This is a genomic window from Oceanobacillus polygoni, from assembly GCF_008304605.1.
Taxonomy (GTDB): domain Bacteria; phylum Bacillota; class Bacilli; order Bacillales; family Amphibacillaceae; genus Oceanobacillus; species Oceanobacillus polygoni.
In genome coordinates this window covers 200,162-226,458 of sequence record NZ_PIJY01000004.1, presented here as the reverse complement: position 1 = coordinate 226,458, position 26,297 = coordinate 200,162, and the positions used below count along the sequence as shown (strand labels likewise).

General features: G+C 38.8%; 21 protein-coding genes, 19 tRNA genes and 1 rRNA gene. 34 read left to right on the top strand and 7 right to left on the bottom strand.

The window, feature by feature from the left end; all coding sequences use genetic code 11:
• Positions 1-110: 110 nt before the first annotated feature.
• From rrf to F1560_RS02440, 20 genes are all read left to right on the top strand, one after another.
• A 5S ribosomal RNA gene (gene rrf, locus F1560_RS02535) occupies positions 111-226 on the top strand.
• A gap of 130 nt (positions 227-356) precedes the next feature.
• Positions 357-431 (top strand) — tRNA-Glu (locus F1560_RS02530).
• A 4-nt stretch (positions 432-435) separates the two neighbouring features.
• Positions 436-511: transfer RNA gene (locus tag F1560_RS02525), tRNA-Val, on the top strand.
• A 31-nt stretch (positions 512-542) separates the two neighbouring features.
• Positions 543-619: transfer RNA gene (locus F1560_RS02520), tRNA-Met, on the top strand.
• Between the two features lie 49 nt (positions 620-668).
• Positions 669-745: transfer RNA gene (locus F1560_RS02515), tRNA-Asp, on the top strand.
• Positions 746-748: 3 nt separating this feature from the next.
• Positions 749-824, top strand: a tRNA-Thr gene (locus F1560_RS02510).
• Between the two features lie 48 nt (positions 825-872).
• Positions 873-948 (top strand) — tRNA-Lys (locus tag F1560_RS02505).
• 3 nt (positions 949-951) lie between these two features.
• Positions 952-1,025, top strand: a tRNA-Arg gene (locus F1560_RS02500).
• Positions 1,026-1,107: 82 nt separating this feature from the next.
• Positions 1,108-1,180 (top strand) — tRNA-Ala (locus tag F1560_RS02495).
• Between the two features lie 10 nt (positions 1,181-1,190).
• Positions 1,191-1,267, top strand: a tRNA-Met gene (locus F1560_RS02490).
• Positions 1,268-1,292: 25 nt separating this feature from the next.
• Positions 1,293-1,368: transfer RNA gene (locus F1560_RS02485), tRNA-His, on the top strand.
• A 20-nt stretch (positions 1,369-1,388) separates the two neighbouring features.
• Positions 1,389-1,462, top strand: a tRNA-Ile gene (locus tag F1560_RS02480).
• 22 nt (positions 1,463-1,484) lie between these two features.
• Positions 1,485-1,577: transfer RNA gene (locus tag F1560_RS02475), tRNA-Ser, on the top strand.
• Between the two features lie 25 nt (positions 1,578-1,602).
• Positions 1,603-1,678: transfer RNA gene (locus F1560_RS02470), tRNA-Phe, on the top strand.
• Positions 1,679-1,687: 9 nt separating this feature from the next.
• Positions 1,688-1,773, top strand: a tRNA-Tyr gene (locus F1560_RS02465).
• A 16-nt stretch (positions 1,774-1,789) separates the two neighbouring features.
• A tRNA-Gly gene (locus tag F1560_RS02460) sits at positions 1,790-1,863 on the top strand.
• A 15-nt stretch (positions 1,864-1,878) separates the two neighbouring features.
• A tRNA-Ile gene (locus F1560_RS02455) sits at positions 1,879-1,952 on the top strand.
• Positions 1,953-2,017: 65 nt separating this feature from the next.
• Positions 2,018-2,091: transfer RNA gene (locus F1560_RS02450), tRNA-Arg, on the top strand.
• Between the two features lie 10 nt (positions 2,092-2,101).
• Positions 2,102-2,176, top strand: a tRNA-Asn gene (locus F1560_RS02445).
• Between the two features lie 3 nt (positions 2,177-2,179).
• Positions 2,180-2,270 (top strand) — tRNA-Ser (locus F1560_RS02440).
• A gap of 355 nt (positions 2,271-2,625) precedes the next feature.
• Here F1560_RS02440 and F1560_RS02435 read toward each other — a convergent pair.
• The 7 genes from F1560_RS02435 to F1560_RS02405 form a co-directional block, all read right to left on the bottom strand.
• Positions 2,626-3,432, bottom strand: coding sequence for a sugar phosphate isomerase/epimerase family protein (locus F1560_RS02435; protein WP_149473075.1), 807 nt, complete (start codon positions 3,430-3,432; stop codon positions 2,626-2,628).
• A 54-nt stretch (positions 3,433-3,486) separates the two neighbouring features.
• The gene (locus F1560_RS02430) at positions 3,487-4,572 is read right to left on the bottom strand and encodes an ABC transporter ATP-binding protein (protein ID WP_149473074.1); all 1,086 of its coding nucleotides are present in this window, start codon (positions 4,570-4,572) and stop codon (positions 3,487-3,489) included.
• Positions 4,573-4,596: 24 nt separating this feature from the next.
• Positions 4,597-5,421, bottom strand: coding sequence for a carbohydrate ABC transporter permease (locus F1560_RS02425; protein WP_149473073.1), 825 nt, complete (start codon positions 5,419-5,421; stop codon positions 4,597-4,599).
• Positions 5,411-6,313, bottom strand: a complete 903-nt coding sequence (locus F1560_RS02420; RefSeq protein ID WP_149473072.1) for a carbohydrate ABC transporter permease — start codon at positions 6,311-6,313, stop codon at positions 5,411-5,413. The genes F1560_RS02425 and F1560_RS02420 overlap by 11 nt, the downstream gene beginning before the upstream one ends.
• 91 nt (positions 6,314-6,404) lie before the next feature.
• Positions 6,405-7,694, bottom strand: a complete 1,290-nt coding sequence (locus F1560_RS02415; protein ID WP_149473071.1) for an extracellular solute-binding protein — start codon at positions 7,692-7,694, stop codon at positions 6,405-6,407.
• A 75-nt stretch (positions 7,695-7,769) separates the two neighbouring features.
• A complete protein-coding gene (locus F1560_RS02410; protein ID WP_149473070.1) occupies positions 7,770-8,696 on the bottom strand; it encodes a nucleoside hydrolase in 927 nt (308 codons plus the stop codon).
• 26 nt (positions 8,697-8,722) lie between these two features.
• Positions 8,723-9,415, bottom strand: coding sequence for a Crp/Fnr family transcriptional regulator (locus F1560_RS02405; protein ID WP_149473069.1), 693 nt, complete (start codon positions 9,413-9,415; stop codon positions 8,723-8,725).
• Between the two features lie 838 nt (positions 9,416-10,253).
• Here F1560_RS02405 and F1560_RS02400 point away from each other — a divergent pair.
• The 14 genes from F1560_RS02400 to hutH all read left to right on the top strand — a co-directional run bounded on the left by F1560_RS02400 (position 10,254) and on the right by hutH (position 26,291).
• Positions 10,254-11,258 carry an LLM class flavin-dependent oxidoreductase gene (locus tag F1560_RS02400; RefSeq protein ID WP_149473068.1) on the top strand — a complete coding sequence of 335 codons (1,005 nt, stop codon included), beginning with the start codon at positions 10,254-10,256 and terminating at the stop codon, positions 11,256-11,258.
• A 148-nt stretch (positions 11,259-11,406) separates the two neighbouring features.
• On the top strand, positions 11,407-12,189 hold the full coding sequence (locus F1560_RS02395; protein WP_149473067.1) for a transporter substrate-binding domain-containing protein: 783 nt from the start codon (positions 11,407-11,409) through the stop codon (positions 12,187-12,189).
• Between the two features lie 15 nt (positions 12,190-12,204).
• A complete protein-coding gene (locus F1560_RS02390; protein WP_149473066.1) occupies positions 12,205-13,533 on the top strand; it encodes an LLM class flavin-dependent oxidoreductase in 1,329 nt (442 codons plus the stop codon).
• A gap of 13 nt (positions 13,534-13,546) precedes the next feature.
• On the top strand, positions 13,547-13,804 hold the full coding sequence (locus F1560_RS02385) for a glutaredoxin family protein (RefSeq protein ID WP_149473065.1): 258 nt from the start codon (positions 13,547-13,549) through the stop codon (positions 13,802-13,804).
• A gap of 52 nt (positions 13,805-13,856) precedes the next feature.
• On the top strand, positions 13,857-14,399 hold the full coding sequence (gene ssuE / locus F1560_RS02380) for an NADPH-dependent FMN reductase (RefSeq protein WP_245347653.1): 543 nt from the start codon (positions 13,857-13,859) through the stop codon (positions 14,397-14,399).
• A gap of 249 nt (positions 14,400-14,648) precedes the next feature.
• Positions 14,649-16,094: a helix-turn-helix domain-containing protein gene (locus F1560_RS02375; RefSeq protein WP_149473064.1), complete on the top strand. Its 1,446-nt coding sequence runs from the start codon at positions 14,649-14,651 to the stop codon at positions 16,092-16,094.
• 175 nt (positions 16,095-16,269) lie between these two features.
• Positions 16,270-17,934 carry a urocanate hydratase gene (hutU, locus tag F1560_RS02370; protein ID WP_149473063.1) on the top strand — a complete coding sequence of 555 codons (1,665 nt, stop codon included), beginning with the start codon at positions 16,270-16,272 and terminating at the stop codon, positions 17,932-17,934.
• Positions 17,935-17,951: 17 nt separating this feature from the next.
• A complete protein-coding gene (gene hutI, locus F1560_RS02365) occupies positions 17,952-19,259 on the top strand; it encodes an imidazolonepropionase (protein WP_149473062.1) in 1,308 nt (435 codons plus the stop codon).
• Complete coding sequence (locus tag F1560_RS02360; RefSeq protein WP_149473061.1) at positions 19,222-20,208, top strand: agmatinase family protein; 987 nt, start codon at positions 19,222-19,224, stop codon at positions 20,206-20,208. Before hutI ends, F1560_RS02360 begins: the two co-directional genes overlap by 38 nt.
• 35 nt (positions 20,209-20,243) lie before the next feature.
• Entirely contained in the window at positions 20,244-21,389 is a 1,146-nt protein-coding gene (locus F1560_RS02355) for a CaiB/BaiF CoA transferase family protein (RefSeq protein WP_149473060.1), read from the top strand.
• 15 nt (positions 21,390-21,404) lie between these two features.
• A complete protein-coding gene (locus tag F1560_RS02350; protein ID WP_149473059.1) occupies positions 21,405-22,544 on the top strand; it encodes an acyl-CoA dehydrogenase family protein in 1,140 nt (379 codons plus the stop codon).
• A gap of 114 nt (positions 22,545-22,658) precedes the next feature.
• Positions 22,659-24,086: a sodium:solute symporter family protein gene (locus F1560_RS02345; protein ID WP_149473058.1), complete on the top strand. Its 1,428-nt coding sequence runs from the start codon at positions 22,659-22,661 to the stop codon at positions 24,084-24,086.
• Positions 24,087-24,223: 137 nt separating this feature from the next.
• Positions 24,224-24,661, top strand: a complete 438-nt coding sequence (hutP, locus tag F1560_RS02340; protein WP_149473057.1) for a histidine utilization transcription antiterminator HutP — start codon at positions 24,224-24,226, stop codon at positions 24,659-24,661.
• Between the two features lie 112 nt (positions 24,662-24,773).
• Positions 24,774-26,291, top strand: a complete 1,518-nt coding sequence (gene hutH / locus F1560_RS02335) for a histidine ammonia-lyase (protein WP_149473056.1) — start codon at positions 24,774-24,776, stop codon at positions 26,289-26,291.
• The last annotated feature ends 6 nt before the right edge of the window (positions 26,292-26,297 follow it).

The following is a 26,297-nucleotide window of genomic DNA, read 5'->3' as shown; positions in this document are numbered from 1 at the left end:
ACGTGAAGCTTACGGATACTAATCGATCGAGGACTTAACTAACTTCTTTATTTTGATGTCTTGTTTACTCTTATTTAGTTTTGAAGGTGCAAACCTGAAAAAAATATAGGTCTGGTAGCAATAGCGAAGAGGTCACACCTGTTCCCATCCCGAACACAGAAGTTAAGCTCTTCAGCGCCGATGGTAGTTGGGACTTTGTCCCTGCAAGAGTAGGACGCCGCCAGGCAAAAGATTATTTCACAGTACCTTAATGGTAGCACAACGACTATTCGTTGTTCGATCGTAGATTCGAAGTTTAACTTTTTGAAATCTACCTGTGAAATTATTTCTTTGTTTATACTTGGGAAAAATTACCTGGCCCGTTGGTCAAGCGGTTAAGACACCGCCCTTTCACGGCGGTATCACGGGTTCGAATCCCGTACGGGTCACCAATGTGGAGGATTAGCTCAGCTGGGAGAGCACCTGCCTTACAAGCAGGGGGTCGCAGGTTCGAGCCCTGCATCCTCCACCATTTTTCTTTCAGATGAAATATATTATTATATCGCGGGGTGGAGCAGTCTGGTAGCTCGTTGGGCTCATAACCCAAAGGTCGTAGGTTCAAATCCTGCCCCCGCAACCAAAATACTTTAAAATAAATATACACGTTAGATTTTCAACATATAATTATTGGTCCGGTAGTTCAGTTGGTTAGAATGCCTGCCTGTCACGCAGGAGGTCGCGGGTTCGAGTCCCGTCCGGACCGCCAGATGCCGGCCTAGCTCAATTGGTAGAGCAACTGACTTGTAATCAGTAGGTTGGGGGTTCAAGTCCTCTGGCCGGCACCATTTTCCGTTCTAATAAATATTCGTTTATCATGATGTGTTATATATTATGAGCCATTAGCTCAGTCGGTAGAGCATTTGACTTTTAATCAAAGGGTCGAAGGTTCGAATCCTTCATGGCTCACCATATGCGCCCGTAGCTCAATTGGATAGAGCGTTTGACTACGGATCAAGAGGTTAGGGGTTCGACTCCTCTCGGGCGCGTAATTCCGGGAAGTAGACTTGCTTGATGGAGTGCTAAGTTTTGAACTAAATGATAGCATTTTGAAACCTATTTTTTCTACATGGGGCCTTAGCTCAGCTGGGAGAGCGCCTGCCTTGCACGCAGGAGGTCAGCGGTTCGATCCCGCTAGGCTCCATTTGAATATTGGCGGCGTAGCTCAGCTGGCGAGAGCGTACGGTTCATACCCGTGAGGTCGTGGGTTCGATCCCCTCCGCCGCTACCATAAAAAAATAAATAAATGCATAATGGCGGTCGTGGCGAAGTGGTTAACGCACCGGATTGTGGCTCCGGCATACGTGGGTTCAATCCCCACCGGTCGCCCCATTAATTTTAAAAAAACTCATGGACCCTTAGCTCAGTTGGTTAGAGCTATCGGCTCATAACCGATCGGTCGCAGGTTCGAGTCCTGCAGGGTCCATTTATAGGTTTGTCATTATTTTGGAGGTATACCCAAGTCTGGCTGAAGGGATCGGTCTTGAAAACCGACAGGCGGGTCAAACCGCGCGGGGGTTCGAATCCCTCTACCTCCTCCATCTATAAATAGTTAATTAAATAATTGGCTCGGTAGCTCAGTCGGTAGAGCAACGGACTGAAAATCCGTGTGTCGGCGGTTCGATTCCGTCCCGAGCCACCACTTTAAATTGGAGGGATAGCGAAGTTGGCCAAACGCGGCGGACTGTAAATCCGCTCCCATCGGGTTCGTAGGTTCGAGTCCTACTCCCTCCACCATTTTATATCATACAATGCGGGTGTAGTTTAGTGGTAAAACCTCAGCCTTCCAAGCTGATGATGAGGGTTCGATTCCCTTCACCCGCTCCAATTACCCTTTTCTTTGGGCCTGTAGCTCAGCTGGTTAGAGCGCACGCCTGATAAGCGTGAGGTCGGTGGTTCGAGTCCACTCAGGCCCATTCCTATAATTCTTACATTGGATTAAATTCCATACAATTGTATGTTATTATATAATTTTACATTTGCGCCCTTAGCTCAGTAGGATAGAGCAACAGCCTTCTAAGCTGTGGGTCAGAGGTTCGAATCCTCTAGGGCGCGTATAAACTATTCCACAGTAGCTCAGTGGTAGAGCAATCGGCTGTTAACCGATCGGTCGTAGGTTCGAATCCTACCTGTGGAGCCATTTGGGGAAGTACTCAAGAGGCTGAAGAGGCGCCCCTGCTAAGGGTGTAGGTCGTGTAAGCGGCGCGAGGGTTCAAATCCCTCCTTCTCCGCCAGTCTTGGACTATAGCTTCGTGTTGAGGCATCGGGTTTTGAATCCTGTGAATCCTAGTGGACCAGCTGATTAATTAACAATTATAAATAGAAAAAAATTATGGATAATGATAAAAAAACAGCACCCATTCAATAGAATGAGTGCTGTTTTTGCAAGCTTCATTTTTTGAATGTTCAATTAAAATATTATATTTTTTGTTTATTGAGGACTCGGTAATAAGGGCCGAGAATGGTTGCTTACAATTTATACAAGGAAATAAAACCCACAGCGTACGTGCTGTGGGTTTTGACTTTTATGACTTCAGAATGGTGTAGAAAGTATCTCAGGTCATATAATACAACTACACTATAGCCCGCTCAACCAAAAATCTCCCTCCGAATAATTTCCTTCCCTTCACGAAGCTTCTCTAAAGGGATGTTCTGGTCATATTCTAAAATGAATTCACAATTAATTTCTTCTTCACGGATTGTATTAAATATCGCTTCCCATTCCATTTTACCTTCGTAGATTGGCAAATGGTCATCACTAGTGCCATTGTTATCATGCAGATGAAGAGCTAATAGACGATGTTTCGTATCTGCTATCAGTTTAGGGATATCCCACTGGTTTAATAAAGCATGACCAACATCAATTAAATAACCGACAGATTCATCGTGTTCAAAATTTTTATCAAGAAACACTGTAAATTCTTCTTGTGTGAAAATAGAAGAACCATTATATCCAACGTTTTCGATGGCAAGTTTAACATGATTTTCTTTCGCGATGGCACTTAATTGCTTTATGTACACGATGGCGCGTTCTTGGGCTACTTGCTTATCAAATACGGATGAGAAGCAGAACCCTGGATGAATGACAACGTGACTTGCATCTATCATACCCGCAAATTGGATAGATTTTTTATACTCAGAGAATGCTGTTTCTCTTACCGCTTTGTTCTCACTTGTTAAATTGATATCAAAAGCAGGGGGGTGAACGGTATATTGGACAGGTAGTTCCTTTAACATTGCTGCCATTTCTTCAAACTGTGACTCCGTTAGTTCCCATTTTGAACCATCTATAAATAATTCCACTGTTTCTGCGCCGTGTTCAATTAAATGCAGTACATTTTCTTTTACATCCTTCGTTAAACGCGTATTTTCAGAATAACAAATTTCAAATGTCATTGTTATCTACCTCTCTCATTATTATTTATTAGCTTTCAGACAAGGATACTTCCCTTATACTCCTGGGTAACCAATGGAGTTAGTTGTTGCTTTATCAAAAATGTGTATGTGATCTGCCATTGGTTGCACGAAGATTACCTCGTCCGTATTCCAGTCTTTTGAATTACTCATTGCAATAACTTCACTGTTTGCCATATCAATAAATACAGCATATTGATCCCCTTGATTTTCAACATATTTCACTTTCCCTTTTAGTGCGTTTTCTAGTGGTGATTTTGAGATTTGTAGATGCTCTGGACGAATTCCAAAGACAAAATCAGTTGCGTTACTAGCTTCAATATGTTTTACCCACTTGGTATCAAATGTAAAGGATTGGTTCCCAATAATTGCCTTGCCATTGTCATAAACCATATCCATTATATTAGTTGGAGGAGAACCAATGAATTTTGCTGTAAATATATTGACTGGGCGGTTATATACATTTTCAGGTGTATCAAGCATTTGTAATTCGCCCTTATTCATTAAAGCGATTCGTTCTCCGAATGTCATGGCTTCAATTTGATCATGTGTTACGTAGACCATCGTTTGCTTAAACGTATGATGAATATTCATTAATTCTTTTCTAGCAGATACCCTTAATTGAGCGTCTAGATTGGATAGCGGTTCATCAAGCAGGAAGAAATTACTTTCCTTAACTACTGCCCTTGCTAATGCTACTCGCTGTCTTTGACCACCAGATAAATCTTTTGGTTTTCGCTTTAAATAAGGCTCAAGTAATAGTGTTTCGACAACGGAATCAAGTCTACGTTTTATTTCCTGCTTGTTTACTTTATTCCTGCGAAGACCGTATGTGATATTCTCTTCAGCTGTCATATGTGGATATAGTGCATAGTTTTGGAATACCATCGCAACATTGCGTTTGCCACTCGGTACTTCGTTTACCATATTTGCATTCATATATAGATCGCCATCTGTAATTTTCTCAAATCCGGCAATCATCCGAAGCATTGTAGATTTCCCGCAACCGGATGGCCCGAGTAGGATTAATCGTTCTCCTTCATGAATTTTTAAATTTAAATTTTCGATGATCGTAGTATCACCATATGCCTTCTTTACGTTCTTAAATTCAATGCCTTTCATAATATCCTCCTAAAAACAATCGGTTTATTTAATACCAGATGCAGTAAATGTTCCAATGATATATTTTTGGAATACGAGATAGAGTAGTAATGGAATAATCATCGTTACAATCGAGACTGCCATGGCTACGGATAAATCTGTTCCACCTTCAGCACTGATAAACATTTGCAATGCTAAAGGAAGTGTATAACTATCAACAGATTTCAGCATTAAGGATGGCCATACGAATTCATTCCAGGAATTTACAAAGAACCAGATTCCCGTTGACATTAATTGTGGTCGAATAAGAGGCAGGATGATATCGATCATAATTCTTGAGTGACTGATATTATCGATTCTTGCAGATTCAATTAAGGAAAACGGAATCGAACGCATCGTTTGATTAATTAATAGAATTCCGATTGCATCCGAAATTTGCGGAAGAATTACCCCAAATATACTATCAGCTAACCCCCACGATGACATGATTAAGTAGTTTGGAATCATCGTTACCGTAAACGGGATAAAAATGGATGCAATGAAGATAAAGTATATGAATTTCTTTCCTTTGAAATCAAAGTAGACAAACGCATAGGCTGCTAAAAATGAGATAAGCATTTTCATGATTGTTACAACCGTTGCAATCGTGAATGTATTCATGGTTATTTGGATCATCGGCAATCGCTCAAATAAACCGATATAATTATCAAATGTTGGTGCAATTGGAATAATATTTAACACATTATTATATACTTCCTGGAGCGGTTTAAATGATGTTCCAAGTGCAAATATAATAGGAAATATGAGTATGAATACAGTTAGTATAAAAATTGTGTGCCAAAGGATGCCTAGGAATGAATTAGTTCTCATAATGCACACCTCTTTCCACAAACTTGAATTCTATTAATAACAGAATTGCAAATACAAGTAATGTCATAATGGATAGGGCAGCTGAGTGACCGGTTCTGTATAAGATAAATCCTTCATTATAAGATTGATAGATTAAATTGGAACTTGCATAATTCGGTCCACCTTGTGTGATGACACTAATCGGTGTGTAGACAAATTGTAAGCCTTGCACGATTGTCATAATCAAAATATATACTCCAGCGGAACTACTCACTGGGAGAATAATATCAAGGAATATCCGGTGGAGGGGAACTCCATCCAGTCTAGCTGCTTCAATAATTTCCTCTGAAATTCCACTTATAGAAGCGTACAGCATAATAAAGTTATATCCAAAAACCTTCCAAGATGTAATTAAACTGATTACAACGATTACCAAACCTTCCGTTTGACTCCATATCGGCAATTGTATTCCAAACCAGCCTGCAATTTCTGCAATTGGACCTGAAATAGGGTTCAGAATCCATGTGAATAGGATAGAGCCAACAACAAGAGAAATAAAGGCGGGCAAAAATATCGCCGTTTTATAAAAACCTTTCAATCGGTTTAAGATAAGATGTAATACAAAAGCAAAAATATAAGGAACTACAAGGTTGATCAATAATAAAATACCAATGAAAAACAGGGTGTTCAGGAATATCTTGTATGTTGTTGGGTTTGTCAGAACAGATATATAATTGTCGATACCAACAAAGGTTTTCGTAGGGCTAACCATATTCCAATCAAAAAAGCTTAAGTAGAACGTATAAAGTAATGGCCAGAAAACAAAGAGACTGAACATAATAAAAACTGGAGTTAGAAACAGCCAAGGTTTCATGTTTATCTTATTTAGGTGTAATGTGTTATTTTTATTCATAGAATCCTCCGATGAGAATGTAACAATAAGTTGAATGGGGAGGGAGAATTGTCCATTCTAAGTAATAAATCGTTCTCCCTCATGCAATGAATTATTGTAATAGATTATTAATTTCTTCTTGTGTTGCTTTCATGGTTTCCTCAATAGGTGCACCTGCTAGAATTTTATCTCTCATATCGATTAATAATTGTTCAGCCTGTAATCCGGAACCTCCAGGGAATGGAGCCCACGGAACTAAGTTTTCGAGTTGATGATAAGCAGAAAGCATCATCGTATCTTCATCCATTAGTGCTTTTAATTCGTCGTTATTATCAACAGCATCTACTGTAGGCGGGAGATACCCAGTTCCCTCAGTCCATGCAGCGATAGAATCAGCTTCATACAAGAATTTTGTAAATTCCCATGCTGCTTGCTGTTTCTCCTCATCATCAGTAGTGATAGCTAACAACGATCCACCTGCTGGAACCTTTAATTGTTCTCCATCAAATGCTGGTGATGGAACTCCACTTACCTCAAATGCAGCATTATCTGAAATGTTTTTTCGTTGAGCGATTGTCAGATGTGCAATACCTACATCTCCAGTTACAAATGCTTGAGTTCCTTCATCTGATCCAATATGCAAGGCACTTTTATCTTCTGTGATCATATCTGCATACAATTGGTATGCTTCAAATCCTTGTTCGTTTGCAAATGCAGCTTTGCCATCATTGATTATTGCTGCATCATTACTTTCTATTAATTGCTGTACATTCCAGTTATCTGCTGCTTCTGCAATGTATAGACCATAGTTATCTGTACTCTCGCTAATTGTTTTAGCAGCTTCTTTTACTGCTTCCCAGCTAGTTAAATCTTCAGGTGAAACGCCTGCTTCGTTTAGAATATCCATATTCAAGTAAAGGATTGGTGTACTTAAGGAGTACGGAAGCCCAACCTGGGAACCATCATTGTTTTCTGCTAATGCAAGTACATTCGGTAGGAATTTTTCTTCTAAATATCCTTCGTCCTCTGATATGTTTTTAATGATTTCCTGTGGCTCTATAAAATGGAAGTTATTTGAAAAGTATTCACGGTAAGACCAGCCAATCTGTACAAGTGCTGGTGCATTACCAGCTGCAGCCTCTGCCTGCAGATTTTGCATTAATCCTTGATACATTCCAGAGTTGTAACGAGGTTCTACAATAATTTCATCCTGTGATTCGTTAAACTCCTTTACAAGTTCTTCAACCGTTTGTCCACCTTGGGTCTCTGCATTTACGTGCCAATAATCTACAACCGTTTTTTCTCCATTCTGTGTATCATCAGAGCTTGCTTCTGAATTTCCACAAGCGGCTAATAGTAGTATTAATAACAATAAGCTTACTAGTTTCATAGATGCTTTCATTTTGTATTCTCCTAATATCGTATTTTTTAGATTTTAAAACTTACCTTTTAGTGGTTTGTTCATCCTGTATCCTTCTTATGAATGAATTTTGCTTCGCTCATTTTTAATGAGTCCAGTAATTCTCGATTTAAATAAGTTCAGGAATCGCTCGTTATCTACCTCGAGTGCGACCTGTATATTTCCTTTTTCATTTAATTCACCGATTGTCTGACCAGATTCGTATTGCGGGTGATAGTCAACATGGATAGACATTCGCTCGGTTTCAATTAGACTCCTATCGATAATTGCAGCAATTGCTAATGGATCACATAGATAGGAAAAGTCCCGATTCATATATTCCATATGGGAGCGAATCATTTTATTCAGTGTTTGTGTCAATGTTTTCTCCGTTGACAATGGAATTAAATCTGTCCTTGATAATTGAATGGAGCGCGTAACATCCAAGCCTATCATAGTGATTGGGGCATTACTTCTAAAAACAATGGAAGCAGCTTCGGGATCACTTTTAACATTATGCTCCATGAAAGCTAAGTGCTTTCCATTTGTACCAAGTCGTGTGACGCCACCCATCATGATAATTTCTTTTACATTGTTTATAATTTGGGGTTCCTTGATCATAGCTACTGCAATATTGGTTAGTGGACCTATTGGAACAAGGGTAATTTCACCAGGATGGTTCATAATGGATTGAATGATAAAATCAACAGCATGCTGACTCGCAGTACTTTCCATTGTCATTTCAGTAATATGTTGCTCTTCAAGTCCTGTCCAGAAAATTTCCCTATTCCCAAGCAATGTATCGCTAATTCCTGGATAAACATGAATCTCCTCTTTGCCTGAGAGCGTTAGGAGGTGATTCGCAATTGGAGAGCGGATGTCTACATTCCCATATACTGTTGTTATTCCTTCTATTGTAATTTCTGGTGATTGTAAAGCTAACGTTATCGCAATCGCATCATCCGGATTTGTACCAATATCTGTGTCGATTATAATTCTTGTCAAAGTAATTCACCTTCTTCGTTACATATCTAGACTCCATAGTTCTTCATTAAAATTTCATCAATTTTAACGAGTTTTAATACTTTTTTATTCTTTTTTCGATCATGCTCAATGATTCCATCTGATCGCCATTTACTAAGCAGTTCAGATATTGTCTGTCGAGAACACCCAACTACATTTGAAAGCTCTTCTTGTGTGAGCATTAATTCAACTACTTTTTCTCCTTGCGCATTTGTTATGCTAAGCTGATTGAGCAATGATGCTAAGCGCCAGGATGCAGATTTTGCAACGATTAATTCCAAATTGAGCTGATGATGAATTAGGCGATTTGTCAGTGTATAGAGAACCTCTTTCATTATGATTGGATCTGATTCCAGTACATCGTGAAACACATGTGAATCAAGCACCCAAATTTTACTGTTACGAAGACATTGTGCATAGCATGGGTGAGGCGTATCTAATACTATTTCTGCTAGACCGAAAGCTTCATTTGGCTTTCTAATAAAAAATGTTACGTCCTTACCTTCATCCGTGAATTGACAAATTTTTACCAAACCTTCTTCAATAAAGTATGCTGCTTTTGAAATGTCATTTTTTTGATAAATAAATGCATGTTTTTCGAAATTCTTCAGACGGCCGTACGTACGGAATAACTGTGCAATCGAAAGGCTATCGTTGGAACTACATGTGTTGGAGGAGTTGGTATTTTTGTTAAAGCTCATTTTGTAAACCTCCTAAGCAAATGCAACATAGCAAACTTTCTATCATCGATGATTGCACCTTTAGTATAAAATTTAGAATTTGTTTATTCTGTCGGGTACATGACAATTTACGTATTGTTAACATAACAGCACCACCTAAATAGTATTTTTAAATTAGAAAAACGTTGCTGTGGTAGTAACTAACCTCAGTATGTACAGTTTGGTTGTAAATGTTTATTTACATATATAGGAACAGTAGGAAAAGGACTGTCTTGATAAAAGTTCAGGTGTATGTATAGAGCCTGTTAACTGAATATACCAAACGATTGTAAAGAATCTATTAAGATAGGGTTAATTGAATGTAATGAAGCGTTGATTTTAAAGTGTTTGAGGATATTATGTATTTGCTAGATTGAAGGTTTTAATAAATAATGATTGGAATCTTTTTATTTTTTCGAGGAAAGGACTTTCTATATAGAGTGTCTCTATAACCAAACAAAAAAATATCTATAATTCCGTCTGTTGTAGCATTTATAAGAAAATGCTATACTTAATTCAATTTATTAATCCTTGTAAATTGCTTGGTATACTAATATTTGAGTTATAACTAAGAAAATGTGAAAGCTAGTGATTTAAATATCTAATATATGGAAGCGTTTTTGATAACGATTTGTTTGAAGGAAATTGGAAAGCTGCACAGAGTAACAGAGTAAATATCCAATGATCCAATGAACGAAGCCCTTTTTAAAGGAAAGGATGTTCATAGAAATATAGGAATGAATAAGAATGGCTTATTGAGCTGAATAGCTCTACACGAAATGGCTTTGTAATAGAAATCAAGAACATGGGAGAGAAAGCAATGTTATATAAACTTGGAATACTTGATCAAAGTCCGATTTTTTCAGGGGAATCGGCAGAAGATGCATTAAAAAGCACGATTCAATTAGTGCAAAAAGCAGAAGAATGGGGATATGAGCGTTTCTGGGTTTCGGAGCATCATCAGGTACTTGATCTTGCAGGGACTTCACCTGAAGTGCTTATATCCCATTTATTAGCAAAAACTACTTCCATCAAAATTGGCTCAGGTGGAGTGATGTTACAGCATTATAGTCCTTATAAAGTAGTAGAAAACTTTCAACTTTTATCATCACTTACTCCTGGAAGGGTGGAGCTAGGCGTAGGGAAAGCACCGGGTGGATTTTCTTTATCGACAAAGGCATTGCGATATGGGGCAGCGGGTAATGATATTGATTTTGAAGAACGGTTTACGACCCTTAATCAATTCATCCATGACGCATTACCTGAAGATCATACGCTATATGGTGCGAAAGCATTGCCAAAACCAAAGGAGAAAGTTCCTGTCTTTCTTTTAGGCGCGAGTGCAAACAGTGCAAGACTGGCTGCAGAGCAGAAAGCGAACTTCGTATTTGCACGATTCTTAAATGGGAATAATGACATCCTTCAAGAAGCAGTACAGGAGTATCGAAAGATTTATCCAGGTGGGAAATTTATTGTTGCAGTTGCTTCTTTTGCTGCGGCAACACAAAGAGAAGCAGAGGAAGAAGCACGACACTACAAAATTTATAAAATTCACCTTGAAAGTGGTCGTTCCCTATCTGTTCAGTCGCTTGAACAAGTGGAATTATTTCGCGAACAGACGACGGAATCCTTTGAAATTAAAGAGCAAGAAGTGGATATGATTGCAGGAAGTCCGGAATTTGTAAAAGAGGAGCTAGATCAATTAGCAGCTACTCATGTGATCGATGAATTTATCCTGCATACACCTATTCAAAATGAAGAAAAACGGTTGAAGTCATTTGAATTATTAAGTCAGTTGACGGTTCCTGTATTAAATAAAAGCTAAATGTAATTTGAAAAATTGTATTGATAGGGGCAGGGATTGCGTTTTATTAGGCTGTCAACATATTTAATGGTAGGAAGTTCAGTTATAAGGTTGGTATAGTGATGTACCAAGTTTTAAGTGATTCATGATCGAGGGGGAGAAAGCATAAATGAATAAATTTGCGATATTATTGTCAGCTGTGTTCCTGTTTTTTGCTGCAGGTTGTGGAGAAAGTTCCAGTAATGAAGGTTCAACTGCTGAGGATAAAGTTATCACAGTTGGCGCTGTACCAGATGGTTATCCGCATACGTTTAAAGAAGATGGAGAGCTAAAAGGCTTCGTTGTAGATGTGTTCCATGCTATTTTTGAAGATATGGGTTATGAAGTGGATTGGGTTGTCACTGATTGGAATGGTGTTCTTGCTAATTTGCAATCAGGAAAAGTTGACACAGCGATTAACTTTGCTGCAACAGAAGAAAGAGCAAAAACATATAATTTCACAGATCCTTATTACAGCTCGAAGGCAGTAGTTGTGACAGCAAAAGATGACGCTAGAGTTCAGTCATTAGATGATTTAGAAGGAAAAAAATTAGCTAGTATTATGGGAACAAACTTTGAAAATGTCTTAAAAGAAACTTACCCAGAAGAAGATTATGAGCTGGTCATTTATGAATCCGTTGATGTAGTTTATACAGATGTTGCTACAGGAAAAGCAGATGGGTTTATCTACGGCAGAGAGCAATTGATGGCACAAATTAATGAAAGAGACATTCCGTTACAAATTGTAGATGACCCATTTGGTGACCAACCAGTTGCTTTACCATTTCAAAAAACGGAAGAAAATGATGCTTTGATTGCAGAGATTAATCAAACAATCGAGAAACTGAAAGATAATGGGACATTTTCCGAGATATCTTTAAAATGGTTTGATATCGATTTACTAGAAGAATAAAAAGGAAGTGGAAAGATGGCTAGCAAAAATATGAAACTCGGAATATTAATCCAAGGTCCAGGGGGCCATATGAATTCATGGAAATCAGAGGAAGTACCTGCTGATGGAAGTATTAATTTGGACCATTATATAGCTGTAACGCAAAAAGCCGAGCAAACTGGGTTTGACTTCGTGTTTATAGCGGATGGCTTACACATTAATGAAAAATCTATTCCTCATTTTTTAAATCGCTTTGAACCATTGACATTGTTATCGACACTTGCTGCGGTAACAAAAAATATAGGTTTAGTTGGGACAGTTTCGACAACGTATAGTGAACCATTTAATATCGCGCGTCAGTTTGCTTCATTAGATAAAATTTCAGGCGGCCGTGCTGGCTGGAATGTTGTAACCTCTCCACTGGAAGGAACTGCAACGAACTTTAATAAAGGAAATCATCCAGAACATCAGTTACGTTATCAAATGGCGGATGAGTATTTAGAAGTTACCAAAGGTTTATGGGATTCTTGGGAAGATGATGCATTTACTAGAAATCGAGAATCAGGGGAATTCTTTGACCCAGATAAAGTGCATCGTTTGAATCATACAGGTGAATTTTTTACCGCACAAGGTCCATTAAATATTGAACGCTCCAAACAAGGGCAGCCAGTTATTTTCCAAGCAGGATCATCAAAAACTGGAATCGCATTTGCTGCCAAACACGGGGAAGCTATTTTTACGAATAAAGCTCCGTTGGAAAGCGCGCAAGACTACTATCGCACGTTAAAAAATCAAGCGGTTGAAAACGGTAGACAGCGAGAGGCTATTGCTATTTTACCAGCATTGTCACCAATTATTGGTGCGACCGAGGAAGAAGCTGAAGAGAAATATAATGAAATAAAAAACCTAATTAGTATCGAGGAAGCCTTAAATTATTTAGGACGTTACTTTGATCATTTTGATTTCAGTCAATTTCCGCTAGATGAGGCCTTCCCATATATTGGAGATGTTGGGAAAAATAGTTTTCAATCGACAACAGATGAGATTAAGCAAATGGCAAAAGAAGAAAACTTGACGTTAAGAGAAGTAGCGTTACGTGTAGCAACTCCTAAAACTGAATTTTTCGGTACGTATGAGCAAGTAGCGAACAAAATGATGGAGTGGGTTGATCAGGAAGCTGCAGATGGTTTTGTGATAAGCATGTATGTATTAGGAAAGCAATATGATGATTTTATTGAGCATGTCGTTCCCATTTTAGAGGAAAAAGGCTACTATAATCGCGACTATGATAGTGACACATTACGAGGGCATTTGGGATTACCTTATATAGAAAATCGTTATAAAAAAGAACAAATCAAACATTAAGTGAGGGATAAACGTGGCAGAAAATCAATCAATCGTAGTATGGTCTAAACAAGGATGCAGCTATTGTAATGAGGTAAAAACATATTTAGAGGAAAAAGGGTTATCTTATCAAACGATCGATGTTACAGAGAATGATGATCGAAGAGATATTTTAGAAGCAAAATATGGGGTACGCCATGTTCCTGTTGTGGAAATTGGTCAAGGCAACGCATATGAGGCAGTAACAGAAGTTGGCATCCAGCATTTGGAAAAAGTATTAGCGAACGATTAAACAAGTTGGCCCTAATTGCTAAAGGGCTACCGTTTATAAAAAGGAGAGGGGAATGATTGTGGGTAATATTGTAATTGTTTCGGGGAGTCCTTCTTCGCTGTCGAGATCAGAGCGCATACTCTACTATTTAGGTGAGCTTGCTGAACAAGAAGGATTTTCTGTTAAGCATATTTCTGTAAAAGATGTGGATGCAGAGGACTTACTTTTTGGGAACTTTAACAGCTCTAAAATAAAGGAAATCGCCAATGATTTGGAAAAAGCAGATGGTGTAATTGTTGGATCCCCAGTATACAAAGCTTCGTATTCCGGTGTTTTAAAAGCACTATTCGATCTCATGCCGCAAGATGTTTTACAAGATACTGTCGTACTTCCAGTGATGACAGGCGGAAGCCCATCTCATTTATTAGCAATGGAATATGCTTTGAAACCACTGCTAGCTACTGTAAAAGGGCAAAACTTAAAAGGCCTCTATTTTCAGGATAGCGAGATAGATAAAACAAGAGATAATCCAATACTAGATGAGGATATGTTGGTTAGAACGAAAAAACAGCTCGATTATTTTTTAGGGAAAGTAAAGCGGAAAGAACATGTTTAGTTAGAGGGAGGTCTACTGAGGTAGATCTTTTTTTAATGGAGGAAACTATAAAATTTGGATGCTATTGCTAGAAACAGCTACTTCGAGTGACTTTAATTGCCGTTGTATTTATTCTAAAAGTTTGTAATGCCTAGCTAAGTTTTTAAAGTATGATATTATTTAATTATCGTTTTTTTAAAATTGAAATAAAACAAAGTTAACTATACAGTAGTTGTAGGAAAATGACGGATACACAAAGGGAGTGTTTCTATGTACAAGCTACTAATTGCTGATCGTGATAAACAGGAGTTACTTGGTATACAATGGCTTATTTCCAAATATTCCTTCCCGATTACTACCATTAAATTAGCTGAGCAAGTTGCGGAAGTAATTAACGAATTGGAGAATGAAATTCCCGATATTTTGTGTATTGAACTTGATATGATACCAGAAGATAGGTGGGAAATGGTGAAATCATACATACATCAATATGCTGGGCAAGTGATTGCAATTACTGCTGAGTCAACCTTTGAACGAGCCATTCAAGCGTTATCAGTTAAAGCGGTTGATCTATGGGTAAAGCCGTTATCTCCACAAGCTGTGAAAAATGCATTACAACAGGCAGTTCGGAATTTGGCAACCATCACGAAACAGGTAAGCGATACTGAAATAAAGCATGGATCTGGATATGAAGTCCTTTTCATTGATGACCAAATCCCCTTTCCTTATCCGGTTTATTTACTAGAAACAGAGTATAAGGATGATTTAGTTCATTTAAGAGAATTTATTAAGCAATTTGATTTTTACTACGAACCTGTTGTATTTTCTACGAGTGATCAGATTGTACTGGTTTTTAATCAATCGCTTCCAAGTCCGATGAAGCAAGCACGGCGATTATTAAGAGAATGGGAAAACGTTTCTGTAAGTCCCTTGGCAATTGTTGTACATGAAGAAAATGAAATGGAATCACTAAATCAAATCTATCAAAAGTTACGTAGGGTAATGGAGACAACCTTTTTTACTGGGTATAAGCAAGTTTTAAACGCAAGAAATTCTCATGGTTGGAGGGATATGGATCCCTTTTTGACGATGGAGGAACAACGAAATTGGGTTTATATGTTAGATGAAGGAAAAGTGGAAGCGATTAAAAAGTGGATGTATGCGGACTTTTTTGATTTGGAAGCTCCGTATCCGGAACCAGGATTACTCAGTACTAGGTTAACAAGTATTTTAGCACAAGTTCGACGATTTATGATTCGTAAAGGAATTCGTAATAGTGAGGATGCTTATAAAAAGGTTTTTCATAGTATCTTACACGGACCGGTACTTTACCGAATTGTGCAAGATATTATTTTATTTCTAAGTGATTTGTTTCAAATGATTGATAATCAACATATAAAGGTTGATATTATTGAAGCAACTATTGCTTATGTGGAAACACATTATGTCGATAGTAACCTCACGCTATCCGAAGTAGCTGAACATGTAGACCGTAGCCCTTCTTATTTGAGTCATTTATTAACGAAAAGATATAAACAATCATTCAGTGACATCCTCTTGTATATTCGAATTGAAAAAGCAAAGGAATTACTGGAATCAACAGATAATGCAATTCAGAATATAGCAGTATCTGTTGGGTTTAAGAATCCAAATTATTTTAGTAGAGTTTTTAAAAATTATACAAAGCAAACACCTCGAGAGTGGAGAATGAGATAGAACGAATAATTATACTAAAACATAAAGATAATGCTATAAATTGCGCTGATTAACAGACATAAAATTATCATTCATAATAATTTTATAGTTTTTCGAAAAAATGTTATCTATATTCTTAACCTTCTAATTGTTAGAATTTAATTAATAAATTAACAATGAAGAAGGAGTGGAAATGATGTCTAAAACAACAGAAAACAGAGTTGAACAATATAGAGGAACAGAATTAAATACAAAAGGGTGGATTCAAGAAGCTGCACTACGGATGATAAATAATAATTTACATCCAGATGTTGCAGAAAATCCAGATGATTTAGTTGTATACGGTGGAATCGGAAAGGCAGCTCGTAATTGGGAGTGCTATGATGCGATTGTTGCATCATTAAAAGAGCTTGAAGAAGATGAAACACTTTTAATCCAGTCTGGAAAACCGGTAGCTGTATTTAAATCCCATAAAGATGCACCGAAAGTGTTAATAGCAAATTCCAACCTTGTACCTGCTTGGGCTAATTGGGAGCACTTCCATGAATTAGATCGAAAAGGGTTAATGATGTACGGACAAATGACGGCAGGGAGTTGGATTTATATTGGCTCTCAAGGAATTGTTCAAGGGACATATGAAAGTTTTGCTGAACTTGCAAGGCAGCATTACAATGGTTCGCTTAAAAACACAATCACAGTAACAGCTGGCCTTGGTGGTATGGGTGGGGCACAACCGCTTGCTGTAACAATGGCTGGAGGAGTATGTATTGCTATTGAGGTCGATGAATCAAGAATCGATCGCAGGATAGAAACGCGCTACACAGATTTGAAAACGGATTCACTTGATGAAGCCATTCGTTTAGCGGAAGAGGCGAAGGTAGAAGGGAAAGCATTATCGATTGGTTTGCTAGGTAACGCATCAGATATTTTGCCTGAAATGATAGCGCGTAATTTCATACCGGATGTACTAACCGATCAAACATCGGCACATGATCCATTGAATGGGTATATCCCCTCAAACATGTCTTTAGACGAAGCTGCTAACCTTCGTACGTCTGATTCAGATGCTTATGTGAAGTTAGCCAAAGCTTCTATGGCAAAGCATGTGAGAGCAATGCTTGAGATGATGGAAAAGGGTGCAGTGACATTTGATTATGGTAATAATATTCGGCAAGTGGCCAAAGATGAAGGCGTTGAAAATGCATTTGATTTTCCGGGATTTGTTCCTGCGTATATTCGTCCACAATTCTGTGAAGGAAAAGGGCCTTTCCGCTGGGTAGCGCTATCTGGAGATCCAGAAGATATTTATAAACTAGACGAAGTTATTTTGAAAGAGTTCCGTGATAACGAGCATCTTTGTAATTGGATTCGAATGGCTAAAGAAAAAATTGCATTCCAAGGGCTTCCATCCCGAATCTGCTGGTTTGGATATGGAGAACGTGCTCGATTTGGAAAAATTATTAACGATATGGTAGCAAGTGGTGAGCTGAAGGCACCAATTGTGATTGGACGTGATCACCTTGACTCAGGTTCGGTTGCATCACCGAATCGTGAGACGGAGTCGATGAAAGATGGCAGTGATGCGGTAGCCGATTGGCCGATCCTAAACGCATTAATAAATAGTGTTGGTGGAGCAAGCTGGGTGAGTGTCCATCATGGTGGTGGCGTTGGCATGGGCTATTCCTTACATGCAGGAATGGTTATTGTAGCAGACGGTACAAAGGATGCGGAAAAACGTCTGGAGCGTGTGTTGACTACAGATCCTGGAATGGGAATTGTCCGTCATGTTGATGCTGGTTATGAAATTGCGGAACAAACTGCACGAGAAAAGGGCGTTAATATTCCAATGCTAGATAAATGACAGGGGGATTAAACTAAATGACACGAACGATGTATATTTCAAATGCTGTTGAAGTTATTACGTTGGAGGGACATACAGATAAACCAGCGATAAAAGAAGCGATGTCTGAAATTAATGTAATCAAAAATGGAAGTGTATGGATTGAAGATGGCAAAATAGCAGCTGTTGATACAGATGAAAATATTCGCGCCAAATACCACGATCGTATACATGAAGCTGAATATATTGATGCAACAGGTAAAATTGTGACGCCAGGACTTGTCGATCCCCACACACATCTTGTACATGCCGGAACCAGAGAAAACGAATATGCAATGCGATTAAAAGGTAAAACATATATGGAAATTATGAATAGCGGTGGGGGCATCCATGCTACAACACGCGCAACCCAGCAAGCCAGTCGAGAGGAGCTGTATGAACAATCCAAAAATCGTTTAAATCAATTTTTACAGCATGGTGTGACGACAGTTGAAGCAAAAAGTGGCTATGGGTTGACATTAGAATCTGAATTGAAGCAGCTTGAGGTAACAGAGAAGCTTCAAAAGGATCACCCAATTGACCTTGTTTCAACGTTTATGGGGGCACATGCAGTACCACTAGATGAAAAAGATAATCCGGATAAATTTGTCGACCGTGTCATTAATGAAATGATCCCAGAAGTTGCTCGCAGAAAACTAGCTACATTTAATGATGTATTTTGCGAACGTGGTGTGTTTACACCGGAACAATCGAAACGTATTCTGGAAGCTGGAAAAGAGTACGGCCTTATCCCTAAAATTCATGCAGATGAAATTGAGCCTTATGGCGGGGCAGAACTCGCAGCAGAAGTGGATGCGATTTCGGCTGAACACTTACTTAGAGCTTCAGATGAGGGAATCAAAAAGATGGCGGAAGCTGGTGTGATTGGTGTTCTACTGCCAGGTACAGCATTCTTCTTAATGGCCGCATATGCAGAGGCAAGAAAGATGATTGATGCAGGTGTACCAATTGCACTTTCCACTGATGCAAATCCAGGATCGTCACCTACCATATCTATGCCTTTCATCATGAATTTAGGATGCTTGAATATGGGGATGACACCAGAAGAAGTATTAACAGCGACAACGATTAATGCTGCACATGCTATCGGACGTGCAGATGAAATCGGAAGCTTGGAAGTTGGTAAAAAAGCAGATGTTACGATTTGGAAAGTGCCGAATTATTTAACATTGTCTTATCAGTACGGAATGAATCATGTTGATACAGTTATTAAAGCAGGCGAAAAGCTAGTCGTAGGGGGTCAACTAGATGAAAAACTATCCTTATCCTATGCTGCAAAAGCCTAATTTTATCTGGACACGTGATACCAATCGAACATCAGATATCAAAGTTCATGAATGGATTGAAACAGCAGTTGATTCCGCGCCAGACTTTTCGCAGTATGATGTAACCATACTTGGTGCACCACTTTCAAAATCGTCTATTAGTACATCAGCTGCTAGTGAAAATCCAGATGCGATGAGAGACGCGTGGAAGTATTTTGGAACCTACAATTTGGATGAGGATATCGATCTAACCCAATTAAAAGCAATTGATCTTGGCAATGTGAGACAACATGTAACCGATATTGCATACTCGCAGCAAAAAATAAGAGAGGCGATGGCTGCCATGCGCAGCCATCATCCGCATACATTGCCGATTACAATGGGAGGAGATCATTCCATTACTGCGGAATTAGTAAAGGGATGGAAAGAAGTACATCCCGATGAAACAATTGGGATCTTACAACTAGATACACATTTTGATTTGCGAAGTTTAGATGATCTAGGACCTGCTAATGGTACACCGATTCGTAACCTAATCGAAAGTGGAACAGTTGAAGGAAAACATGTTCATAATATAGGACTTCAAGGTTTTTTTAATGCAAGAGAGCTGAAAGATTACGCGGATGCAGTTGGCTTACATTATACAACATTGAAACAAGCTCGGAAAAAAGGAATTGCTGTTACGATTCAAGAAGCACTCGACCAGTTAAACAAACAAGTGGATACCATTTATTTGACTGTCGATATGGATGTTCTCGATATTATTCATGGACCAGCTACTCCAGCTGCAGCACCGGGAGGAATGTACTCTGCGGAACTATTTGAAGCGGTTCAAACAGCCGGTGAATTTCCAAAAGTGAAAGCGGTGGATATTGTATGTTTGGATCCGAGAAAGGATATTGGTCAAATTACTGTGAAAAATGCGGTATATACGATGTTGTCATTCTTGATTGGCTTTTGTAAAAGGTGATGAATTGCTAGTTTACAACATAAGGAGGGAACGCAATGCAACAAGCTTTGGATAATATTAAAGTACTAGACTTCAGCAGAGTATTAGCTGGTCCATACTGTACGATGCTGCTAGCGGATATGGGAGCAGAAGTAATTAAAATTGAGCGGCCCGAAACCGGTGATGATACAAGAGGCTTTGGACCGTTCCAAAAGGATGAGAGCGGTTATTTTATGTATCTGAATCGTGGGAAAAAAAGCATCGCACTTGATCTGAAACAACCGGAATCGTTTGAAGTTATTAATCAGCTTGTTAAAGAGTCGGATGTGGTTGTTGAAAATTTCCGCCCCGGTGTGATGAAAAAGCTAGGTCTTGATTATGAAAGCTTGAAGGCAATAAATCCAGAAATTGTATACGCTTCCATATCTGGGTTTGGTCAAAACGGGCCGTATAGTCAAAGACCGGCGTATGATATAGTTGCCCAGGCGATGGGGGGCTTAACTAGTATTACGGGTTATCCTGATCGACCACCAACAAAAGCAGGTGCTTCTCTAGGGGATATGGGCGCCGCTCTGTATACTGCATATGGAATTATGGTTGCCTTATTTCATCGTGAACGAACAGGTGAGGGACAATATGTTGATGTTGCGATGGTTGATACAATCTTCTCTTTATTAGAGAGCAATGTAATGCGCTATACCGTAGATAAAATTGCACCCGAAAGAATGGGAAACCGTCATCCAATTAGTGCGCCGTTTGATACGTATAAAGTGAAGGATGGCTATATTGTTATTGCTGTAGCAAATGATCCGCTATTTGAACGTCTGTGTTCTGTCATGGATAAAGCCGAATTAACGAAAGATCCAAGATTCTATACGGATGTTGAACGTGAGAAAAATGAAGCTGCATTAAAGGTAATTATTGAGACATGGTTGGAGCACTATACAGTTGATGAAGCGGTTGACTATTTAAATGACGGTGGAATTCCTAGCTCACCCATTTTAAATATCGATGAGATTTGTGAAAGTGAGCATACGAAGACACGAGAAATGCTCGTTGAAATAGAGCATCCTATAGCAGGGAAAACAATGATCCCAGGAAACCCAGTTAAATTGTCGAAAACACCATCTGTTATCAAAAAACCTAGTCCTAGACTTGGAGAACATAATGAAACGTATATTACCTATCAAAAAAATAGATAAAGGGAGGTAGTTACATTGAATTTTGATTTTACCGATGAACAATTGACCATTCGAAAAATGGTGCGTGACTTTAGTAATGAAGTATTAAAACCAAAAGCTGCAGAATTGGACGAAGAAAATCGATTTCCAACGGAACATATACCGAGGTTAGCAGAACTTGGGCTAATGGGGATCGCCTATCCAGAAAAAGATGGAGGTGTAGGTGCAGATGCAATAACAGAAGCAATTGCGGTTGAAGAAATAACACGTGGATGTGCTGCGACGGGTTCCATTTTAACCGCACACTATTTAGGAATTGACGGACTGTTTCTTGCTTCAAATGAAGAACAAAGACAAGCATATTTAGTTCCTGGATGTACGGGAGAAAAGTTATTCGCCTTTTGTTTAACAGAACCAAATGGTGGAACAGATGTATCTTCCATGAAAACAACCGCAAAGCTTGAAGGTGACGAATATGTCCTTAATGGATCGAAAATTTTTATAACAAATGGTGCCTATGCGGATACATTAGTTGTCTATGCAAAAACAGAAACAACAAAAGGGAGCAAGGGTATTAGTGCTTTTATTGTGGACAAGGGAACACCTGGATTATCCTATGGAGCTGGCGATGACAAAATGGGGATTAGAGGAGCTAGAACATACGAGATTATCTTTGAAAATTGCCGTATACCAAAAGAGAATTTGGTTGGTCAAGAAGGAGAAGGTTTTAAAATTGCGATGACAGTAGTCGACCGAGGACGTATTGGTATAGCTGCGATGGCAGTAGGACTCGCGCAAGCAGCTCTAGACGAAAGCCTTGCCTATTCGAAAGAACGAATTGCTTTTAACGAGACAATTTCTAATTTCCAAGGGCTTCAGTGGATGATGGCAGAAATGGCTGCAGAGCTAGAAATCGGACGATTATATACGTACTTCGCCGCCAGTTTAAAAGACAAAGAAGGGTATCGTTTGTCGAATGAAGCATCGATTGCAAAGTTATTTACTTCCGAAGCATCCAATCGGATCATCCATAAGGCAGTACAAATTCATGGTGGGTATGGATATATGAAAGAGTACCCAGTTGAACGCTTTTACCGTGATCAACGAATACTGGAGATTTTTGAGGGAACATCTCAGGTTCAAAAAATGGTTATTTCACATCACTTACTAAAGTAAACATTATGAGGTATATCTGCAATATGCGATATATACTTTGAAACCGTTATAATACAGCGACTTTAAATCGGTTCAATTGCACCACTTCGACTATTGGATAAAGGAGTGAAACATATGGTTTTAACAATTTTAGTGCTTTACCTACTGATTATCTTTCTGGTAGGTGTTTGGGCAAATAAATATAATAACGGGGTAACCGATTATTTGTTAGCTGGAAGACGGTTAGGAGTATGGTTAGGGTCCTTCGCTTTAGTAGCAACGCTATATGGCGGCGGTAAGGTTGTTGGATTATCGGAAAAAGGCTTTGATGTGGGCTTAGTATCCTGGTGGAATGGGATAGGCGGTGGGATTGGTTTTGTCTTAATCAGTCTTATCATTTTTCGAATGCGAAAACTCGCATTGTTTACCGTTCCTGACTTTATTATGGAGCGTTATAAAAGTAATAGTTTAAGAGTCATGTGTTGTTTGCTTTCATTAGTTGCCCTACTTGGAATTTTAGCCTCACAAGTTGCTGCTGCAAGTAGTGTATTGGAAATGTTTGGTGTAGGGTCAATGACCGGAGCAATTATTGTTTCAGTTGTGTTTATTATTTATACTGCAGTAGGTGGGTTATGGGGCGCAACGATAACGGATTTTATTCATATTATTGTTGCTGTAGCTGGAACGATAACTGCAAGTGTAATTGTATTAGTGAAAGCTGGAGGTTTTAGCGGCCTAGGTGCAGGTATGTCTTCAGTAGAAAAAGGTGAATTCCTAAGCCTTACAGCGAATTGGGATATTAGCTTTATGATTTGGTTAGCATTGCCACTAATTTTATATAATATGATCGGGCAAGATGTTTATCAGCGTTTATTCGCAACAAAAGACGGAAAGGTTGCAAAAAGAGCAGCGTGGATCGCGGGAATTATGCTAACAGTTATTACAATATTTCCTGTAATAATCGGGATGGGAGCACGTGCTTTATTTCCAGAACTAACAGATTCACGTTTAGCTTTACCGACAGTTATTAATCAACTACTACCAGATTTTGTCGCGGGAATTGTTTTAGCGGCTGTAATGGCAGCCATTATGTCGACAGCAAACTCTATTTTGACAGCTGGAACGTCCCATATTATAAATGATTTGTATTTAAAGGGTACAACGACAGCTGCAAAAGAAAAAAGTGAAAAAGAAGATCGCCGTTTATTAGGTTTGTCACGTATTTGGACACTAATTCTTGGTGGGGTAGCAATATTAGTTGCAACGATTCTGCCTTCGATTGTCGACGGTCTACTTATTTCATACACGCTATACACATCAGGTGTTTTTACTCCAGTTGTCGTAGGCCTGTTATGGAAAAAGGGGACGGTCCAAGGCGCATATTCATCTTTCATTGGGGGATTACTAGTGGCCATTTTAGGGATTTCCGGTTTCACTGTTGGTGAATTTCCTATAGAAGTACTATCTGTATTGGTCGCATTAATTCTATATTTTGTCGTTTCACTACTAACTTATCAACCGCCAGTTAGTAAAGAAGAGGAATTTGAAAAAGTAGTAGAATAAATGAAGTTCTTCCATTTAAACCATCTACTATTAATTTACGAAATTTTCCTAAATTTATTGACTAATGTTTTGGTGAAAGCATATAATGTTATTAGATAATAGCTATTAGAAAATTTCGCTGATTAGGGGAAGCATACATGACACAGAGACTTCATATTGGAAAATTAGCTACATTGCTTGCAATGCTAGATGACGATGAACGCAGTCCTTTTGAATCTATCATGGATGAAGTGATAGTCTGTGAAGGTAAAGTTGGGTCCATGAACATGCAGAAAGTAATTTCAGCAGTTGAAACCGCTGTAAAGCGAACGGGTCTAATTGAAGAAGGTGTTTATCGAGAGACGCATGCATTGTATCATGCGATTTTGGAAGCGCTTGAAGGTGTAACGAGAGGACAATTAGCTATTGGCGATATGATGCGGACTGTTGGACTTCGGTTTGCGGTTGTAAGGGGAAATCCTTATCAAGAGAAAAAAGAAGGCGAGTGGATCGCTGTAGCTTTCTACGGAACGATTGGTGCTCCAGTTAAGGGTTTGGAACATGAAGCAATTGGCTTAGGCATTAATCACATTTAAATAATAAATAATCATGACCTATAGTAACGAGTTGTTAGGAGGTGATGATGGCTTATTTCCCATGCCATTATCGCCTCTTTCTATGTTTAAAGGTTAGGGAGGAAGTGAAAAAATGATTGAATTAACAGGTTATTCACTAACGATTGAACAGCTGAAAAAAATCTGTCTTGATTATGAAGAAATAACCATTTCTAAATCGTCTATGCAAAACGTTATGGAAAGTAGAAAGGCAGTCGAACGAATCGTTGCAGACAAAAAAACGGTTTATGGTATAAATACTGGGTTTGGAAAATTCAGTGATGTTATAATTAAGGAAGAGGATGTAGAAGAATTGCAATTGAATTTGATTCGTTCTCATGCATGTGGGATTGGAGATCCATTTCCAGAAGTAGTTTCAAGGGCAATGATGGTTTTACGCTTAAACGCTTTATTGAAAGGGTTTTCAGGAGTCCGATCCGAATTAGTCGAACTATTAGCTAAACTGATTAATCATCATGTACATCCCGTCATTCCACAGCAAGGTTCATTAGGGGCATCCGGAGACTTAGCACCATTATCCCATTTAGCACTCGTGTTAATAGGAGAGGGAAAAGTTCATGAAAAAGATGGCCAATTGGTGGATGCTGAGCCTATTTTGAGCCAAAAGGGCATCCAACCAATTACGTTGCAAGCAAAGGAAGGGTTAGCGCTTATTAATGGAACACAGGCAATGGTAGCTATGGGAGTGGTGAATTATTTCGAAGCGGAAAAACTTGCGTATGATAGTGAATGGATTGCTGCTCTCACAGTAGAAGGTTTGGAAGGAATTATTGATGCATTCCATCCTAATGTTCATGAAGCAAGAGGGTACCCACAGCAAGTTGCTGTTGCAGAACGAATGCGGGAATGGTTGGAGGACAGCAAGTTAATCACGCATCAGGGAGAAAAAAGGGTACAGGATGCATATTCCATCCGATGTATTCCACAAGTACATGGTGCTACATGGCAGGCTTTGGATTATGTGAAAGAAAAATTGGAGATTGAAGCAAATGCAGCGACAGATAATCCATTAATATTCAATGAGGGAGAGCTTGTTATATCAGGTGGGAATTTCCATGGGCAACCAATTGCTTTAGCGATGGACTTTATGAAAATCGCTGTAGCCGAATTGGCAAATATATCAGAACGACGTATTGAACGTTTAGTAAATCCACAGTTAAGTGATTTACCAGCATTTTTAAGCCCGCAACCTGGATTGCAATCAGGCGCAATGATTATGCAATACGCTGCTGCATCACTGGTATCTGAAAATAAAACCTTAGCTCATCCTGCAAGTGTCGATTCTATTCCATCGTCTGCAAATCAAGAGGACCATGTTAGCATGGGAACAATTGCAGCAAGACACGCAAGTATGATTGTGCAAAATACTCGTCGTGTTTTAGCGGTTGAATGTATTTGTGCTTTACAAGCAGCAGAATATCGTGGAGTCGAAAAACTCTCACCTAAATTACGTACAAAATGGGAAGAAATGCGAGAAATAGTACCAAGCATAACGAAAGATCGGATTTTCTCTAACGACATCGAGACCGTGAATGAGGTTTTAAACCCGAGGAATAAAAGAAAGAACAGATCCGTTTTTTTACACTCTTAAAATCTA